An 18,680-nucleotide genomic window follows, 5' to 3' on the forward strand; every position below is an offset into this window, starting at 1 on the left:
ACTGGAGTACGAAATATGTCTTTTGCCCAACGCCTAGCCACCCTGATCGGAGAAGAAAGCATCAGCGGGTTCGCTCGACGCGTCGATGTGTCTGAAGCTTTAATACGCAAATACCTTAAAGGCAGTGAACCTAGCCTAACCAAAGCAAATCAAATTGCAATGCGCGCCAATTGCTCTCTCGAATGGTTAGCAACGGGATGTGGTTATTTATATCGCCGTGCTGAAGTCGTGGATATGGATGCGTACAAACTTGCCTTTCAACACGTTATGAATCAGCCGTTGTCAGACGATGCAGAAGAGATACACCGCAAGCTAATCGCAGGCTATCAATACCTGCGCGCTCACAAAAAATCGGATGGTTTTTTGGATGAGTCTGCAATGGCGACCTTCCTATCTCTCCATAAAGAATCTAAAAACGAGTCACTTTGACCTCGATAATTTCGCCATCACTGCGCAATTGCACATTTAAGGACGGTGATGGCGTCAGAAACTCGTCCGGTTTTACCCAAAGCAAACTTCGAATCGTTTCTTGTGGATAGCGGTTCATCAACAAAATAACTTCTTTATCGACAAGCTCGGAAGATTTCTTTTCCAGAGCTTCAACGACATCATAGTGTTCTTGTCCGATAGTAACTCTGCGTAAAACTAACCCATCCTTTCTTAAGTTGAGAAGTAAGTCATTCAGACGCTGCCACTCGTATTCAGTGAGAAACGAGAACTGAGCACTTTCTCTTCTCAAAACCACTTCACCATACAAGTGCTGCTGGTAGTACGAAAAATCATCCAAACAAAATGCGCTGATAAACGTTGAGTTGTCTCGCAACTGCACTTCGCAACCATACCAGCTTCCACTTTTTTCTATACGTTCTTTTAGATTGGAATATGGCATTGCTGACAACGTGTCTTGCCACCAGCTCGGCGTTGAAAGTGCCGGAAACGTTACCGAACAACAACATAAAGAAAGTAAGAGTCGAAGATAAAAGCGCATGCACTGCTCTAGTTGGTTGACATCGAACCAAGACATTACTAACTGCAAGAAAATGTTCAAGAGAAAAATAGTGGCAGGTGGCGATGAAAGTTATGGTGATGAAAGTTATAACGCAGAAATTAAGAAGGCGCACATGTTCGTGCGCCTCTACCTCGTTACTCAATCGTGAGTGTGCGAATCGGCGATGTCTATTGATGCATCCCGAACATAAAACGAGGACTTACCGTAGGGTTTGAATCCATCCAAATTGTGTGTAAAACCTCACATCCCTCCTTCTGAAGCAGTCATGTTGCTTTACAATTAAAGCATGGTTCATTTTTCTCAAAAAACAAGTTTTTTATCCTAAATTATGAGAGCAATAGCACAATCTGAGTGAATGAATAATATCGCGACACTTCGAACACTCAATAGTGAAAAGCTAAATTGCATCTTTATTGATTAGGTCTAGACTCTGCGAAGCGTATACTTTCTTTCGTCCCTTCCCCCAGCAACAGGAGAGCTTTTTAATGACCAAACGCGAGAGAATTGTGAAATCTGTGTTGGCGCACGTACCGAAAGATGCGATTAACCAGTTTGTCTCTCGAGGGTCAACACCATTTTCTGTTCTCATTATGGCCGCCATTGTGGGTACGTTGGCTGGTTTTGTCGGTACGTATTTCGAGCTTGCCGTTCATTTCGTTTCTGAAACACGAACAGAATGGTTAAGAAGCGAAATTGGTAATGTTCTACCGTTGTGGCTGGCAGCGGTTCTCATTAGCGCACTTTTAGCTTTTATTGGCTATTTTCTTGTGCACCGCTTTGCGCCAGAAGCGGCAGGTTCTGGTATTCCTGAAATCGAAGGGGCAATGGATAATATTCGTCCAGTGCGCTGGTGGCGAGTTCTACCAGTAAAATTCTTCGGCGGCATGGGCGCACTTGGCTCAGGTATGGTGCTTGGTCGTGAAGGCCCAACCGTTCAAATGGGTGGTGCTGTAGGTCGAATGGTGACCGATATATTCCGGGTAAAGGATGACGATACCCGCCACTCCCTGCTCGCGTCTGGTGCTGCTGGTGGTTTGGCTGCGGCCTTTAATGCCCCGCTCGCAGGCATTATGTTCGTTGTGGAGGAAATGCGACCTCAGTTTCGCTACTCTTTGATCTCAATTCGCGCAGTGATCATTTCTGCCATTATGGCGAACATAGTGTTTCGCGCCATCAACGGGCAAGACGCCGTTATCACTATGCCGCAATACCAGTCGCCAGAGCTTCAAACCCTATGGCTGTTTTTATTGCTTGGCGCATTGTTTGGCGTGTTTGGCGTGATCTTCAATAAACTGATTACCGTGGCACAAGACAGTTTTGTCGCAATTCACAAAAACGATCGTAAGCGCTACTTGATTGTAGGTTCGTTACTGGGAGGCGTGTTTGGCTTGCTTCTTTTGTACGTACCCCAACTAACTGGTGGTGGTATCGGCCTTATTCCTGACATTACTAACGGTAACTACTCGGTATCCATTTTAGTTTTGCTTTTCTTTGGTCGTGTAATTACAACCCTGCTCTGTTTTGGTTCTGGTGCGCCGGGAGGCATCTTTGCACCTATGCTTGCTCTGGGAACCTTATTTGGTTATGCGTTCGGAGCAAGTGCTGATGTCTTGCTCCCTGCGCTTGATATCGAGCCTGGTGTATTTGCGATTGCAGGCATGGGTGCCCTGTTTGCTGCGACGGTACGTGCACCGATTACAGGTATTCTGTTAGTGATTGAAATGACGAATAACTACTACTTAATCCTGCCATTGATCATTACTTGTTTGGGCGCTGTGATTATTGCTCAATTGTTGGGTGGACAACCTATTTACAGCCAGTTGCTGCATCGCACAATCAAAAACGAAAAGTTACGCCAGCAGGATCTACCGGAGAATCAATCAACATAACATTCTCTTTGTTATCACTTCGCTCCAGACTATCGAACTGTTTGGAGCGATAAACTCTGCATTTTTACATCTTTTCCCAAATATTCGATACCAAACTCACAAAATTATCATTCTCTGATATTTGCTCACCACCTTTCATGAGAAACCCCTCTCCATACTTGTTAGTATTCGCTACTTAAATAGAGCATTTCATCCAAATCGTCATGTTTCGTTTCATTCAGGCAAAAATCAAATGGAGTAGATTTGAACTGGAGAAGACTTGTGCAGTTTTATAGTGTCCCGCCGTCTCAAGCCGCGTTGGCACTAGGTATGATAGGTTTAGGGCAAGCTTGGGCACTCTATGTTCCTGAGATTGGTGAACCGATACGCCCATTTTTGGCGTCACTCGGCGCACTTTTACTCGCCCCTGTACTCATAAAATATGCCGCGAATCCACGATTATTCATGGTCGACATTCGTCACCCGCTGAGTGGTAGTTTAATGGCACCAATGAGTATGGCGTTACTGATCCTTGCAGATTATCTTGCCGCTGTAGCGCCTATCATCGCTTATCCACTTTGGTTTATGGCGCTTTTGCTGCATTTTACTATGATGGTGCTGTTTTTTAGCTTTCAGCTAATGAACTTCAAAATGTCCAATATCGTACCGAGTTGGTTTCTTTATCCGGTGGGGCTGATCAGTAGTTCACTAGCCGGTTCTCAACTAGGTCACAACTTATTCTCCGAAACGTTAGCGATGATGTGCATCGGCATTTATTTCTTCATGCTGCCACTCGTGTTGTATCGTTTGGTGTTTTTCGGCTCTCTACCAAGGCGAGCAAGACCGACCCTCGCGATTATGGCCGCGCCGGTAAACTTGTCATTAGCAGCATACTTGGTGAACTTTCCCTTACCTGATCCGATACTGACAGGCGCATTGGCCGGGATCGCCATCACTATGACGTTATTGATCTACTTATGTTACTTCCGCTTACTTCGCTTGAAGTTTCAACCTTCTATCGCGGCAGTAACCTTTCCTTCCGTGATCAGCGCCATCGCAATGCATCGCTTGACCTCTTTTTTCGCCGAATCGCACCCTCACTGGCACTGGCTACACGACTTTGGTTTTCTAGAGCTCAGTATCGCGACTGTATTGGTTGTTTGGGTATCGGCAGGTTACGTCAAAATGTATTGGCCAGAAATCATGAAGTCATTTTCTAAACAAGCATAAAAAGAGGATGGCGTTTGCCATCCTCTTAGAATAGTGCTTGGTTACCTAACGTAAACCGTGCAGAAACTCGGCACGCGTTGCTGGGTTGCTTTTGAAGATACCGCCCAATGCTGTTGTCGTGGTTTCGCTGGTTGCATCCATCACACCGCGAGATTTCACGCAGTAGTGTGTTGCGTCAATCGTCACTGCCACATCATCGGACTCAAGCAACGTTTGAAGTGCAACAAGAATTTGCTGAGTCATACGCTCTTGAACTTGTGGACGCTGGGCAAAGAAGCGAACGATACGGTTGATCTTTGACAGGCCAATGATCTTGCCACGTGGAATGTAAGCCACAGCAGCCTTGCCATCGATGGTCACAAGGTGGTGTTCACAAGTACTGGTCACTGTGATGTCCTTCACGCGAACCATCTCGCTCACGTTCATCTTGTTCTCAATCACCGTGATTTTAGGAAAGTTGGAGTAATCCAGACCAGAGAAGATTTCGTCAACGTACATCTTAGCAATGCGGTGAGGGGTTTCTTCTAGGCTATCGTCAGTGAGGTCAAGTTGAAGTAGACCTAAGATCTCACGCATGTGGTGTTCGATCTTCTCTTTCTTCTCTTCACGACTTACGTTGTTTGGACGCATTGGCGTTTCCAAACCGCGTTGCTCTAGCGCTTCTTTTACTAACTTCGCTGACTCGCTAAGACCTGACATTCCACTTCCTCTTTTGTTTTACTTCAGCCTTCATACAAACCCAATCAAAATTGCATTCATACTTTTCGCTTTGAGTTGCTCAGTTCGTGTCTTTACACCAAGTCACATCAGATGAAGGTACTGAGCTGATTTTCTTGAGCTCCGCAGGTTTTTTACCCCTTTTGGATGGCTGACAAGGATACTCGGATTTTTGAATAATTACACCCATATTTTATAGGTGGACATTCTTACTCAGTCCCCTTTTATGGTAAAGTTGCCACAAAACAAAAGAACACAGGATTTTCTCAATGGGCTGCTGCGACGCACCTGGCTTGATGCCAATTGAAGAAGCGATGGACAAAATGTTATCGCGAATCAAACCTATCCAAACAACGCTTTCTCTTCCACTTGCTGAAGCACTCGGTTTTGTACTGGCAGAAGATATCTTGTCTCCTATCCACGTACCGCCATTCGACAACTCAGCAATGGATGGCTACGCTATTCGCATTCAAGATCTTGAGTCATCTTCTGTATTGCCTCTGGCAGGTAAATCATTTGCAGGACAACCTTTTGAAGGTGAATGGCCTCAAGGTACCTGTGTTCGCATCATGACTGGCGCAAAAATCCCACAGGGTTGTGATGCCGTTATCATGCAAGAAAACACTGAAGTAACAGATGCTGGCATTCAGTTCAACCAAACCGACGTGAAGCCACAAAACAACATCCGCCCAACAGGTGACGACATCAAACAAGGCGACATCGTACTGGCAAAAGGTGCACGTTTGACACCTCGCGATATTCCGATGATTGCGTCGCTTGGTGTTAGCCATGTGACAGTAGTACGTAAGCCAAAAGTTGCTTTCTTCTCTACTGGTGATGAACTTAAACCACTGGGCAAACCGCTAGACGAAGGTCAGATCTACGACAGCAACCGTTACGGTATTAAACCACTTATCGAGAACTTCGGTTGTGAAGCCGTTGATCTTGGTATCATTCCAGATTGCCCAGAGACTCTGAAAGCAACCTTTGAACAAGCACAAACATTGGCAGATGTGGTTGTGACCTCAGGCGGTGTTAGTGTGGGCGAAGCGGATTACACCAAAGACATTCTTGAAGAGCTTGGTGAAATCGGTTTCTGGAAGTTAGCAATCAAGCCGGGTAAACCTTTCGCATTTGGTAAGCTAAGTACAGCTTGGTTCTGTGGGCTGCCGGGTAACCCTGTTTCTGCAGTTCTTACTACGTACGTGCTTGTTCAACCAATGCTGGCAAAACTTGCAGGCCATACAGAATGGAAAGCACCCGAATCTATTCCAGCAACAACCAAAACCGCCTTTAAGAAAGCGCCAGGTCGTACCGATTACCAACGTGGTATCTATACATTGGAAGATGGCAAGTTTGTCGTTGAAACAACCGGTAACCAAAGCTCTGGTGCATTCCGCTCAATGAGCCTAGCGAACTGTTTTGTTGTATTGGAACGTGAACGCGGCCGAGTTGAAGTGGGCGAAACGGTTCAGATTCAACTATTCAACTCAACCCTTTACTAGGAAGACGTTGTGGATATTCTTTCCGATCAGGAAATGTTGCGTTACAACCGCCAGATCATTCTTCGTCAGTTTGACTTTGAAGGACAAGAAGCACTCAAACAAGCATCGGTATTGATGCTTGGTGCTGGCGGTTTAGGCTGCGCATCAAGCCAATATTTGGCGACTGCTGGTGTCGGTAAAATCACGCTGATTGATGATGATATCGTCGAGTTGTCTAACCTTCAGCGCCAAGTGCTGCACCACGATGCGGATATTGGTCGTAAGAAGGTAGACTCGGCGGCCAATGCACTACGTGAACTTAATCCGCACATTGTCGTAGATACCATCGCAAAACGTCTTGATGATACCGCGTTAGAGAGCCTGATTAAGCAACACACTATTGTTGTCGATGCATCAGATAACGTCGATACGCGCAATCAACTTAACCGCCTATGTTTTGCGACTAAAACACCGCTAATTTCAGGCGCGGCCATTCGTATGGAGGGCCAAGTGAGTGTGTTTACTTACGATGATCCAGCACAACCATGTTACCAGTGCTTAAGTGCCCTCTTCGGCAGCGGTGCGTTAAGTTGTGTCGAAGCCGGAGTCATGGCGCCTGTTGTGGGTATTGTTGGCGCAGTACAAGCTATGGAAGCGATCAAAGTGATTGCTGATTACGGCCAACCAAAGAAAGGCAAAATTCTGATTTTGGACGCGCTCAGCATGTCTTGGCGAGAAATGAATCTGATGAAAATGCCAACCTGTCCGGTTTGTAGTTAGTTCTAAACCTCTAATCATTCCCAAAAAGCCCAACTCGATGTTGGGCTTTTTTCTCATTTTGACAATCAGATTTAAAACCCCTCTTCTTACAAATATTAAATCAATAAAATTCAACAACTTAAAAGTTGGCACATTCCTTTCATTGCATATATCACGAACCAATGAGAGGGCGAATTATGAAAAGGACATCACTACTACTTGGGTCTCTAATAGCGAGCGCTTACGCACAAGCGGCGCCATTTGATACGTGCCCAAGCCAAGCATACCTGTTCCAATCAACCCCGGTTCAAATCTATGGCGTCAATTTGGTTACAGGCTCTACGACTCTTTTAGAGGACGACACAGGTTTGGCTTCGGGCATCAACGGTGTAGGCTTTAACTTCACTGACCGTTATATCTACGGCTACGACACCACAAACAAAAAGATTGTTCGTCTTGGTCAAGACTTCCAAGCAGAGACACTTGATGTTTCGGGTCTTCCTACCGACCACACGTTTTACGTAGGTGACGTTTACAACCACGTCTACTACTTGTACCGCAAAGGCAAAGGACTTTTCTCCATTGACCTTTCTCCGCTCGATTCTGATCCAAATGCGACATTGAGCATCGTGAAAATCAGCTCAACAGCGACTGTGAACCTAACCGACTTTGCATTCCATCCAGGTGATGGCTCCCTTTACGGCATCGACAACAACTCTGGTGTGCTATATCAGTTCAACCCATCAAATGGTAGCGCAACTGCGATAGGTGACACAGGTGAGAAAGGCACATTTGGTGCTGGCTACTTCGATGTAAACGGCAACTACTACGTGTCACGTAACCAAGATGGCAAAATCTATCGCGTTGACCTTTCGGAAGGTAACGCAGCCAATATCGCAGCAGGTATCGTTCCTGCGGTTGAGTTTGTATCCAACGGTCCAAGCTCAAGCCAAAATGACGGTGCACGTTGTGCAAATGCTCCGGTGATTAACGAAGACGAGCCAATTGATTTTGGTGATGCTCCAGACAGCTACCACACCACGCTTGCGTCAAACGGTCCTCGCCACGAAGTGGACGGTGCAACTTGGCTTGGCTCTGTTGCTCCAGATGGTGATGCCGACGGACAGGCAAACGATAACTCTGTGGGCACAGCCGATGAAGATGGTGTTGGTTTTGTATCCGCACTTGATCCAGGCTTAAGCTCAATTGTGAATGTGACAGCTTCTACTTCTGGCTACCTATCAGCATGGTTTGACTGGAACCGCGATGGTGACTTTGATGATGAAGGTGAGCAAGTCTTTACCGACCAATTACTGTCTGCGGGTAATAATCCCCTACCGTTTGTAGTTTCAACCGCTGCAACGGAAGGGTCTAGTTGGAGCCGATTCCGCTTTAGCCAACAAACCGGATTAAACTACGATGGTGGTTCGACGTCTGGTGAGGTGGAAGATTACCCAATTACCATCACTGGTAATGGTTACTCAGTGGAGTATTTCCCGAGTGCAGAAGATTACGCCACCGTGGCTTACGAAGATAACTGGCCATACACCGCAGACTACGACATGAACGATGTGGTCGTGAAATTCCGCATCACTGAAACCAGTCTTGCTGGTCATGTTGAGAATATCCAGATTACAGGTGACCTAGCGGCCTACGGCGCAAGTTACAAAAATGGCTTCGCAATCCGACTACCGGGTGTATTGAGAAGCTCGATTGAAAACGGATTAACAACGCTATCCTTCAATGGTGTAGAACAAGCATCTAATGGTTTGGAAAGTATTTCTGATGAAGCAATTTTCATCATCAGTGAAGACTTAAGCACACACGCGGCTAGCAGCTGTAGCTACTTCCGTACCGAGTCTGGCTGTGATGATAACGTTTCACTCACCTTTACCTTGAATGTGTACTTCACCGAAGGCTCTGACCGTTCAGCCATTCAAGCCATGCCATACGACCCGTTCATCTTCGCAACGCCGGGGACTTACCATGGCGACGGGATTACCTTCCAACCAGGTCGTAAATGGGAAGTTCACTTAGCAGACCAAGCACCAACAGAACAGTTTGATGACCAAAACCTCTTCGGTGTCGGCGTCGATGCAAGTGACCCTGCACAAGGTGTGTACTTCAAAACAGCAAACAACTTACCTTGGGCACTGTTGATAGTAGAGGATTGGGATTGGCCGCTAGAGCGTGTAGACATGGTCGATGCATACCCTCAATTCCAAACTTGGGCTGAGTCTGGTGGCGAACTAAGCACAGATTGGCACACCACTCCAACACCTAACAAATGCTACATTCCATAGGGAGATAACATTATGAAAGCACTTATCACAATCATCATGGGATTAGCACTAACAGCTTGTGGCGGAGGCGGTGGCGGCGGAGGTGGTAACAGTACACCACCTCCACCAACCCAAACCACCGTGCCAGAGGAAGATACTACCCAGCAGGAAGAAACTACTGAAGAAGAGACAACGGTAACAGTGGAAGATGCAACCATGCAGGATCTAGTAGTACCAGATGGCTTTAGCTACAACCCAGTGACGGAAGGTACGCTCAATGTAGACATCAGTGGTTTCTCTTCACAACGAGCACACCTAAGCGTGTACAAAGAGTTTGTCGAGAACAGTTCAGGTAACTACGATGCAAAATACCCAAGCAAAGTCGCATCGGTTCCACTCAACAATGGTACAGCAAATGTCGACTTTAATGTTTCTGATAGCCAAGGTAGCCTACTTGTTGAAATTTGGTTCTATGACGGTAGTGACCCAATTCAGAAAGTGATTACTTCTGGAGACAACACTTGGACCATGTAACTGGGTAAATCGAAAGCTGTCTTTCAGAACAAATCTTCAATCTTTAACTTAAAAATCGCATCGTTCTTTTGAACATGCGATTTTTTTGTTGTAAAACAGTAAGATTATCCACCTAGCAAACTAAAGACAATGCAAGCACTGATTAGTACTGATGAACTCAATAGCCTTCTCGGCCAACCTAACGTCAAGCTCCTCGACGCTAGTATTGCGTTTCAAATCCCTTCTGAAGGTAAAAAGATTCAAGATAAGTGGATTCCAAATACTTTACGCTTTGATTACGACAATGACTTTTGCTTACCCGGCTCCTCCCTACCGCATATGATGCCAACAGAAGAAGGCTTCAACCAAAGTGCGCAACAACTCGGTTTGAACAACGAAGACTTGATTGTGGTTTATGACAACTCAGGCACTTTAGCGGCACCAAGAGCTTGGTGGATGTTCAAAGCCATGGGGCATGACAATGTCCGAGTCTTAAATGGCGGTCTTCCAGCTTGGATTGAAGCAGGACTCCCTGCCGAAAGTGCCCTATCGCAACCAAGCGAAGAAGGCAACTTTGCGGGCAAGCTCAACCAAAATGCCTTTTTGAGTGCACAAGATGTTCTTGCTCATTCAACCAATAAAAGTGCCAATATCATCGATGCTAGAGCCAAAGCTCGCTTCCTTGGTGAAGTGCCTGAGCCACGAGAAGGTCTACGTAGTGGGCACATTCCAAATTCGGTTTGCTTACCGTTTCAAGAACTCTTGGCCAACGGTCACATTAAACCAAATTCAGAGTTGCAACAGATATTTAGCGCACTAACGATAGATAGTGACAATTCGATTATTTTTAGTTGCGGTTCCGGTGTAACCGCATGCATTTTATTACTCGCGGCGTATCAAATTGGTCTAGACAATCTGTCGGTGTACGACGGTTCTTGGACCGAATGGGGTGCTGACCACTCTCTACCTATCGAGCGTTAAGACAAGTGTCTGTTTAACATAGTATCTTACGTTTATCTAAAGATGATGTGTTCCAATAAACTAAACGCAGCTTTTAAACCAAACTTGTCATTTCGAAATAGAAACTGGCTATGAGTGATTTGTCCCTCCTCATAGCCTGACTACATCAAAAGCCGACTATTTCCGTTAGCGTTCAGATGTCGCGTTGCCGTGCATTTGCTCATCTAAGTTGAGCACGGTTAATGCGTTGCTAACGCTCGTGGCGATCACGTCTATCGCTCCAGTTCTTAATGCTCCGAGTAGAGCGAGCGGCTTGCTGTTCTCTGCTGCGATCGCAATGACTTCCGAGATCGGCCGAAACTCTTCAATACCAAGTCCAATTACTCGGTCACTCATTACCGTGTTCGCTACATTACCGTGAATATCAAAGAAGTCATAACCTGCAAAATCCCCTACCACACCTTGTTGAAGTCTCGACTGAACCACTTCATCAGGCGTAAACCAACCTAAGTCGACCATGTAACTGTTTTCGCTCATGTCACCAATACCAACCAAAGCGACATCGGCTTTACGTGCTAGGTCGAGCGTTTGTTTCACGGTTGCATTTTGCATAAAGGCCAACTTCTGTTCTCTGTTTTCTGCGTAAGCCGGCGCATAAAGGGTTTCAGAGGTCCCCCCATATTTCTTCGCCAACTGACGACAAATATGGTCGGCGTTATACATACCGCCACGCGGGTGAATACCACCAATGCCACACACAAATTTACAGTCACGCGGCGTAATAACACCAATATGGTGAGCGACAGACGACACGTTGCGCCCTTGTCCGACCGTCACCACCATGCCGTTTTTGAGCGTGCTAGTGAGATAATTGGACACCAATCCCGATACCTGTAGTCGTTGCGCTTCTTCATTCGGTTGATCAAGAGCAACAAGCGCGCGCTTAACGCCGAATCGCTCGATCAAACGTTGTTCAATCTTGGCGCTGAACACCGGATGGTATTTAACGGTAATTTCAACAATGCCTTCATCACGCGCCTGCTTGAGCATTCGCCCGACCTTTGCGCGTGATATGGCAAATTTTCTCGATATCTCTTCCTGAGTCGCACCGTCTTGATAATACGCGACGGAAATCTCTGTCAACAAATCCGTGTTTTCAATGGAAATATCTTGATTAGAACTGCTCATGGTTTCTCTCGCCCTTTAAGAGGATCGATATTGTATGCAATAAGTGAACATATGCTCATTGACTTAGCATATGTTCTTTATCAATTTAAACGCTACATTTGCTCATCGCAATAACATTTTCTCACTACAATTTTTTACCCTCTTGGACAACGCTCAAGCTTTGAACAATAAGGGCAATCGTTTATTTGGGTTAACCACTAAACACACAGTAAAAAAACGTTGATGAAGTTCACTATAAGTCCATTTCAGCGATTGACTTTCAGCATAGATAGGATAAATATGGACACATCATTTACTCAGCTATCGATCAAATGTTCATAGCATTTGTTCGGTAACGAAATTTTCCGTAGTTGGCTGAGCAGATGTCTCATTAAATGCGATGAGACGGTTAGCTAACTCGCTTGCAAATGCACAAGCTGTGATAACAAAAATCACGCTTAAGCCCATTTAAATAGGATGATCGATTATGAGCAACAAGTTAGAGCAACTTCGTAAACTAACGACTGTAGTAGCAGACACTGGCGAGATTGATGCAATTAAAAAGTATCAGCCAGAAGACGCAACAACTAACCCTTCTCTTATCCTTAAAGCCGCTCAAATCGCAGAGTACGCACCTCTAATCGATGCTTCAATCGAATACGCTAAAGCACAGAGCAACGACAAAGCTCAACAAGTTCAAGATACTTGTGACATGCTTGCAGTAAACATCGGTAAAGAAATCCTAAAAACTATCCCAGGTCGTATCTCTACAGAAGTAGACGCTCGTCTATCTTACGATATGGAAGGCAGCGTAGCGAAAGCTCGTCAACTAGTGAAAATGTACAACGATGCTGGCATCACTAACGACCGTATCCTTATCAAACTGGCTTCAACTTGGGAAGGCATTCGCGCAGCTGAGATCCTAGAAAAAGAAGGCATCAACTGTAACCTAACGCTTCTCTTCTCGTTCGCTCAAGCACGTGCTTGTGCAGAAGCGGGTGTATTCCTAATCTCGCCATTCGTTGGTCGTATCATGGACTGGTACAAAGCGAAAGAAGGCCGTGACTTCGAAGCTCAAGAAGATCCAGGCGTACTATCTGTAACTAAGATCTACAACTACTACAAAGAATACGGCTACAAAACTGTAGTTATGGGCGCAAGCTTCCGTAACATCGGTGAGATCTTAGAACTAGCTGGTTGTGACCGTCTAACTATCGCTCCTGCTCTACTTGCAGAACTAGAAGCAGCTGAAGGTGAAGTAGTTGAGAAACTAGTTGATTCTAAAGGCGCAGCTGAGCGTCCAGCACCAATGACTCACGCTGAGTTCCTATGGGAACATAACCAAGACCCAATGGCTGTTGAGAAGCTGGCTGAAGGTATCCGCAACTTCGCCGTTGACCAAGGCAAACTAGAAGCGATGATCGAAGCTAAGCTTTAATTGCTTACCAAAAGCGAGTAGCCCGTCTACTCGCTTTTACCATCAGCACTATTTTCAAAAAATTCTATTTGAACTTGTTTCGGCGAGTTCCCTCTATTTAAATCAAATATCGAGAAGTAATCACTATGGATCGTAAACATCTAGCAAATGCAATCCGTGCGCTAAGCATGGATGGTGTTCAACAAGCTAACTCTGGTCACCCAGGTGCACCTATGGGTATGGCTGACATCGCTGAAGTTCTTTGGCGCTCTCATCTAAACCACAACCCATCAAACCCTGAGTGGGCAGACCGCGACCGTTTCGTACTGTCTAACGGCCACGGCTCAATGCTGATTTACTCTCTACTGCACCTTGCAGGTTACGAGTTGTCTATCGACGATCTGAAAAACTTCCGTCAGCTTCACTCTAAAACTCCTGGTCACCCAGAGTACGGTTACGCGCCAGGAATCGAGACCACAACGGGCCCACTAGGTCAAGGCATCACTAACGCGGTTGGTATGGCTCTAGCTGAAAAAGCGCTAGCAGCACAGTTCAACAAAGAAGGCCACGACATCGTTGACCACTTCACTTACGTGTTCATGGGCGACGGCTGTCTGATGGAAGGCATCTCGCATGAAGCATGCTCTCTTGCAGGTACTCTTGGTCTAGGCAAGCTGATCGCATTCTGGGATGACAACGGCATCTCTATCGACGGTCACGTTGAAGGTTGGTTCTCTGACGACACACCTAAGCGTTTCGAAGCTTACGGTTGGCACGTAATCCCTGCAGTCGATGGTCACGATGCTGACGCAATCAACGCAGCAATTGAAGCAGCGAAAGCGGATCCACGTCCTACACTTATCTGTACTAAGACTATCATCGGTTTTGGTTCACCAAACAAATCTGGTTCACACGATTGTCACGGTGCGCCACTAGGTGCAGAAGAAATCGCAGCAACACGCAAAGAACTAGGTTGGGAGCACGGTCCTTTTGAAATTCCGCAAGAAGTCTACGCAGAATGGTCAGCGAAAGAAACAGGCGCAGCTAAGGAAGCAGCGTGGAACGAGAAATTTGCAGCTTATGAAGCAGCGTACCCTGAGCTGGCAGCTGAATTTAAACGCCGCGTAAACGGTGAGCTTCCTGCACAGTGGGAAGAGAAAGCAAGCCAAATCATTGCTGATCTTCAAGCTAACCCAGCAAACATTGCATCACGTAAAGCGTCTCAAAATGCTCTAGAAGCATTTGGTGCTCTACTACCAGAGTTCATGGGTGGCTCTGCTGACCTAGCACCTTCTAACCTAACAATGTGGTCTGGTTCTAAGTCTCTAGAAGCAAGCGACTTCTCTGGTAACTACATCCACTACGGCGTACGTGAATTCGGTATGACAGCGATCATGAACGGTATCGCGCTACACGGTGGTTTCGTTCCTTACGGCGCAACATTCCTAATGTTCATGGAGTACGCACGTAACGCAATGCGTATGGCTGCGCTGATGAAAATTCAGAACATCCAAGTGTACACGCATGACTCTATCGGTCTTGGCGAAGATGGTCCAACTCACCAACCAGTTGAGCAAATGGCATCGCTACGCCTAACACCAAACATGAGCACATGGCGTCCATGTGACCAAGTTGAGTCCGCTGTAGCTTGGAAACTAGCGATTGAACGTAAAGATGCACCGACAGCACTTATCTTCTCTCGTCAAAACCTTGCGCAACAAGAGCGCACAGCAGAACAAGTAGCAGACATCGCGAAAGGTGCTTACATTCTGAAAGATTGCGAAGGCAAGCCTGAGCTAATCCTTATCGCAACAGGTTCTGAAGTTGAACTAGCAGTAGAAGCAGCAGCACAGCTAACTACTGAAGGTAAGAAAGTACGCGTTGTTTCAATGCCATCAACAGATGCGTTTGACAAACAAGACGCCGCTTACCGTGAAGCTGTACTGCCATCAGACGTAACAGCGCGTATCGCAATTGAAGCAGGTATTGCTGACTTCTGGTACAAGTACGTAGGCTTCGACGGTCGCATCATTGGTATGACTTCATTCGGTGAATCTGCACCAGCCGGCGAACTATTCAAAATGTTTGGTTTCACGACTGAAAACGTAGTGAACACAGCAAAAGAGCTACTCGCGTAATTGCAGTAAAAAGTTAGTCAGTTTTCTCTATTGCGAATGTGAAAACTGAAAAGCCCCGCCAGCAATGGCGGGGCTTTCTTTTATCTGGCTCCTATTCGCATAAACGCAGCCAAGACATAAACATCACAACTTTCGTTACGACTATTTGTCTTCAAATCGAAGTGCGAGCTGATAGAAATCTTGTACTTGGTCTTTCAACTGTCGGCTATTTTGCTCAACTGAATGTGTTGCTGCCAAGTTTTGTTCTGCGGTCGAAGCGATAGAATGAATGTGCTGGTTTACATCACTAGATAGCTTTAACTGGTTATTCGCCGCTTCTGCTACATCAACCATCAGCCCACTCATGGTTTGCATCATCTGTTCAACTTCAGACAAACGCAACGCGCTTTGTTCTGCTACTTGAGAACAGGCATCGGTTTGCTCTTTGTTTGCCAGAATATCTTTCTGCCAACTTTGAATCGTTGCCAACATAGTGGAGATAGAGGCTTGGATTTGTTCAGTTGCATTGGATGTTCGCCCAGAAAGCGCGCGGACCTCATCAGCTACAACAGCAAAACCACGACCTTGCTCCCCTGCTCTTGCCGCTTCAATCGCCGCGTTGAGTGCCAGTAAATTGGTTTGCTCTGCGATCCCACCAATCTCTTCCATCAAATGGTTCACCTTCTGCGCCTGATCACTCAGTTGATACGTCGTTTCCGTCGCTTTTTCAGCTTGAAGACTTAATTGCGCTAGATTGGTGTGCGTTTGATCAATGGTCTCCTTCGCCATCAAGCATGACTTCAATGTATCATCAATCAACATATGGGCATCATTGGTACTCGAAGAAACCGAATTTGCCGACGACTCCACCTCTTGGGTAGCATCTCGCACACGATGAATATCGGTATTTTGCTGATTTAATGCAGCCGAGACTTCTGCCGTTGTTTGACTGAGCTCTTCGGCGCAATGCTGCAAAGGCAATGCAGAGTCAGTCATTCTTCCTAACACGGTTCGAATTCTTGCGGATAGCATTTTGATATGGAAATCAGCAATCGAAAATGCCGTGTTACCGGAATAGATCAAGCGACTTACGCTGTCATATTGCTTTTGTAACTTTTTAAGTTGCTGAGGTGTATCAATTAACTCTTGGCGGAATAACAGAGCCAGAACACTTGCAGGTAACGCACTTGCAAACCAAGCCAACGGCCCTTCAACAGACAACGCATATGCGGTTGCAGGTGCGGTTAGTGCACCAAGTAGAATCGCATAGCGAATGGTTTCATTGATTTTCAACGACCAAGTTCGACCAGACTTCTCTGCAGCATGCATGCTTTTGTAGGCTTTTGTCGCAATATCAACCCACTCTCGCTTTGGTTTCACGCGCACTGATTGATACCCAACAACATGGTTGTCTTCGTAGATAGGGGTGACATAAGCATCAACCCAATAGTAACCGCCAGACTTAGTGGCATTCTTAACCATTCCACGCCAGGCTTTACCTTGTTTAAGGCGTGCCCACATATCACCGAAAGCGGCTTTAGGCATATCATTATGACGAACTATATTATGGTTCTGACCGACAAGTTCTTCGTGAGTGTATTCAGCAACGCGGCAAAAGGCTTCATTACAATATGTAATAACACCTTGTAAGTTCGTTGTTGAGACGAGTTCCTCAGACTCCCTCACGAGAGTTTCTTGAGCTTTATGAGAAATATTGGCTGACATAGACGAAACTTCTTTAGTTTTTATTGATTTTCGGCAAGATATATACAGGATTTTTATTTTTATTACAAAAAGTTAGATAAAAAGTCTTATCAAATCGACATTTTTATTGTGGGAATTCACATTATCGATAAAAACATAAAGAGGAGATTGTTGATTTGAGCTAATAAACAAACCCGACACGATCGGCCGGGTTATATATTAAGCCTTAATTAAGCGGTTTGTGATTCTGGCTTTTTATTCGTTTTTAACGCAAACATCGCGATAACGAGTAACACAAATGGAAGAACATACAAATTAAGATTCTGCCAACCTACGGTAGACTCAAGCCAACCAGATAGTAATGCGGTGATGGTGACACAACTGAACACGAAGAATTCATTAAACGCTTGAGCCTTGCTTCTGTTTTTCGCTTCATAGCTTTGACTAAACAGCCCGGTTGCTGCGATAAACATAAAGTTCCACCCTATTCCTAACAGGATTAAAGCAAGACTAAAATGCCAGATAGACACTCCATGTATATTAATTCCAATACAAGCAACAAATAGCAATCCACCCGCCAAAATCATATTCTTAGCGCCAAACCGCTCTATCAGACGGCCCGTGACAAACGCAGGTGCAAACATACCCAACACGTGCCATTCGATCACTCCCGCCGCTTTATCAAAATCAAAGCCACAACCAATCATCGCTAAAGGAGTTGCTGTCATTAAAATGTTCATCACCGCGTACGCAACCATTGCCGCGATAACTGCCAGCATGAAATTAGGTCGACGAATAATCAGTCTCAGCTTATCCGCCTTAGCGTGTAGCGCCTGCGTGTGTGCAGGTGGAAAACGAATGGTTTGTAGCACAACCAACGCGGTTATATAAAGCACGACAAGCACAGCAAATGCACTAATGTATAAGCCATCATCTGACCACTGCTGCGAGTACACGGCCAGATTAGGCCCAAGGATCGCCGCTAACACCCCACCCGCCATAGATATCGAAATCGCCCTATGCCTTGCCGACTCTTCACACACTTCAATGGCAGCAAACCTGTATAGAGTACCGAAACCTATACCAACACCAAGCAAAAACGTAGACATGCAGAACAGATAGAAGTTTTGTTGACTTAATGCATACGTCGCTAGACTAGCACCCAAAATGCCAATGACATTACCAAGGCTAAAACCAAGGCGACGCCCTAACTTGCCCATAATTAGCGACGCAGGAATTGTCGCGGCCATCAGTCCCAAAAACTGCAGTGCAACTGGTAATGTGATAAAACTTGATGACGGCGCAAGTGTTTTGCCAATAAGGGCAATAACAGATATGAGTAAAATATTCCCTGTCATTAATAAGGCTTGGCAGAGGGATAGAAGCCATACATTACGATTCAATTCCAAATTCCTTTTGGTTACAGCGTATACAGATAACATATAGGAAAGCA

General features: G+C 45.7%; 15 protein-coding genes. 10 read left to right on the forward strand and 5 right to left on the reverse strand.

The features are described from left to right. Positions 1–15: 15 nt before the first annotated feature. Entirely contained in the window at positions 16–429 is a 414-nt protein-coding gene (locus R7D93_RS09285) for a helix-turn-helix domain-containing protein (protein ID WP_005373470.1), read from the forward strand. Here the strand turns inward: R7D93_RS09285 and R7D93_RS09290 are convergent. Beyond that, the gene (locus R7D93_RS09290; RefSeq protein WP_080659228.1) at positions 410–1,024 is read right to left on the reverse strand and encodes a hypothetical protein; all 615 of its coding nucleotides are present in this window, start codon (positions 1,022–1,024) and stop codon (positions 410–412) included. The genes R7D93_RS09285 and R7D93_RS09290 overlap by 20 nt on opposite strands. Positions 1,025–1,494: 470 nt before the next feature. Here R7D93_RS09290 and clcA point away from each other — a divergent pair, with 470 nt between their 5' ends. Both clcA and R7D93_RS09300 read left to right on the forward strand, forming a co-directional pair. Next, positions 1,495–2,898, forward strand: a complete 1,404-nt coding sequence (gene clcA, locus R7D93_RS09295; protein ID WP_005373473.1) for a H(+)/Cl(-) exchange transporter ClcA — start codon at positions 1,495–1,497, stop codon at positions 2,896–2,898. A 261-nt stretch (positions 2,899–3,159) separates the two neighbouring features. Next, positions 3,160–4,107, forward strand: coding sequence for a TDT family transporter (locus tag R7D93_RS09300; RefSeq protein WP_005373475.1), 948 nt, complete (start codon positions 3,160–3,162; stop codon positions 4,105–4,107). Between the two features lie 45 nt (positions 4,108–4,152). On the opposite strand, the gene folE is transcribed toward R7D93_RS09300, so the two are convergent. Then, the gene (gene folE, locus R7D93_RS09305) at positions 4,153–4,806 is read right to left on the reverse strand and encodes a GTP cyclohydrolase I FolE (RefSeq protein ID WP_005373478.1); all 654 of its coding nucleotides are present in this window, start codon (positions 4,804–4,806) and stop codon (positions 4,153–4,155) included. Between the two features lie 287 nt (positions 4,807–5,093). Between folE and moeA the strand changes: the two genes are divergently transcribed. The 5 genes from moeA (at position 5,094) to R7D93_RS09330 (ending at position 10,843) form a co-directional block, all read left to right on the forward strand. After that, positions 5,094–6,329, forward strand: a complete 1,236-nt coding sequence (gene moeA, locus R7D93_RS09310; protein ID WP_225496395.1) for a molybdopterin molybdotransferase MoeA — start codon at positions 5,094–5,096, stop codon at positions 6,327–6,329. 9 nt (positions 6,330–6,338) lie between these two features. Then, positions 6,339–7,088: a molybdopterin-synthase adenylyltransferase MoeB gene (gene moeB / locus R7D93_RS09315; protein ID WP_054577777.1), complete on the forward strand. Its 750-nt coding sequence runs from the start codon at positions 6,339–6,341 to the stop codon at positions 7,086–7,088. 176 nt (positions 7,089–7,264) lie between these two features. After that, the gene (locus R7D93_RS09320; RefSeq protein WP_213907785.1) at positions 7,265–9,370 is read left to right on the forward strand and encodes an LruC domain-containing protein; all 2,106 of its coding nucleotides are present in this window, start codon (positions 7,265–7,267) and stop codon (positions 9,368–9,370) included. Between the two features lie 12 nt (positions 9,371–9,382). Beyond that, a complete protein-coding gene (locus R7D93_RS09325; RefSeq protein WP_137282758.1) occupies positions 9,383–9,883 on the forward strand; it encodes a hypothetical protein in 501 nt (166 codons plus the stop codon). Between the two features lie 129 nt (positions 9,884–10,012). After that, positions 10,013–10,843, forward strand: coding sequence for a sulfurtransferase (locus R7D93_RS09330; protein WP_064354848.1), 831 nt, complete (start codon positions 10,013–10,015; stop codon positions 10,841–10,843). 165 nt (positions 10,844–11,008) lie between these two features. Here R7D93_RS09330 and R7D93_RS09335 read toward each other — a convergent pair whose 3' ends face one another. Next, entirely contained in the window at positions 11,009–12,010 is a 1,002-nt protein-coding gene (locus tag R7D93_RS09335) for a sugar-binding transcriptional regulator (protein WP_005387670.1), read from the reverse strand. Positions 12,011–12,476: 466 nt separating this feature from the next. On the opposite strand from R7D93_RS09335, the gene tal reads away from it, so the two are divergent. Together tal and tkt are read left to right on the forward strand one after the other, a co-directional pair. Further along, positions 12,477–13,427, forward strand: a complete 951-nt coding sequence (tal, locus tag R7D93_RS09340; protein ID WP_005373488.1) for a transaldolase — start codon at positions 12,477–12,479, stop codon at positions 13,425–13,427. 125 nt (positions 13,428–13,552) lie between these two features. After that, positions 13,553–15,544, forward strand: coding sequence for a transketolase (tkt, locus tag R7D93_RS09345; RefSeq protein WP_158173414.1), 1,992 nt, complete (start codon positions 13,553–13,555; stop codon positions 15,542–15,544). Positions 15,545–15,685: 141 nt separating this feature from the next. Here the strand turns inward: tkt and R7D93_RS09350 are convergent, their stop codons facing one another. Next, entirely contained in the window at positions 15,686–17,248 is a 1,563-nt protein-coding gene (locus R7D93_RS09350) for a methyl-accepting chemotaxis protein (RefSeq protein WP_225496399.1), read from the reverse strand. Between the two features lie 209 nt (positions 17,249–17,457). Beyond that, a complete protein-coding gene (locus R7D93_RS09355; RefSeq protein ID WP_021035943.1) occupies positions 17,458–18,630 on the reverse strand; it encodes an MFS transporter in 1,173 nt (390 codons plus the stop codon). Positions 18,631–18,680: the final 50 nt, after the last annotated feature.

Origin of the sequence: Vibrio sp. YT-15, assembly GCF_033337445.1 — a bacterium.
GTDB classification, from domain to species: domain Bacteria; phylum Pseudomonadota; class Gammaproteobacteria; order Enterobacterales; family Vibrionaceae; genus Vibrio; species Vibrio alginolyticus.

Coding starts and splice junctions, on each gene's coding strand:
- R7D93_RS09320 (WP_213907785.1), top strand. CDS start 7,265: ATGAAAAGGACATCACTACTACTTGGGTCTCTAATAGCGAGCGCTTAC.
- R7D93_RS09290 (WP_080659228.1), bottom strand. CDS start 1,024: ATGTCTTGGTTCGATGTCAACCAACTAGAGCAGTGCATGCGCTTTTAT.
- R7D93_RS09350 (WP_225496399.1), bottom strand. CDS start 17,248: ATGTCAGCCAATATTTCTCATAAAGCTCAAGAAACTCTCGTGAGGGAG.
- folE (WP_005373478.1), bottom strand. CDS start 4,806: ATGTCAGGTCTTAGCGAGTCAGCGAAGTTAGTAAAAGAAGCGCTAGAG.
- R7D93_RS09325 (WP_137282758.1), top strand. CDS start 9,383: ATGAAAGCACTTATCACAATCATCATGGGATTAGCACTAACAGCTTGT.
- clcA (WP_005373473.1), top strand. CDS start 1,495: ATGACCAAACGCGAGAGAATTGTGAAATCTGTGTTGGCGCACGTACCG.
- R7D93_RS09285 (WP_005373470.1), top strand. CDS start 16: ATGTCTTTTGCCCAACGCCTAGCCACCCTGATCGGAGAAGAAAGCATC.
- tal (WP_005373488.1), top strand. CDS start 12,477: ATGAGCAACAAGTTAGAGCAACTTCGTAAACTAACGACTGTAGTAGCA.
- moeA (WP_225496395.1), top strand. CDS start 5,094: ATGGGCTGCTGCGACGCACCTGGCTTGATGCCAATTGAAGAAGCGATG.
- tkt (WP_158173414.1), top strand. CDS start 13,553: ATGGATCGTAAACATCTAGCAAATGCAATCCGTGCGCTAAGCATGGAT.
- R7D93_RS09335 (WP_005387670.1), bottom strand. CDS start 12,010: ATGAGCAGTTCTAATCAAGATATTTCCATTGAAAACACGGATTTGTTG.
- R7D93_RS09330 (WP_064354848.1), top strand. CDS start 10,013: ATGCAAGCACTGATTAGTACTGATGAACTCAATAGCCTTCTCGGCCAA.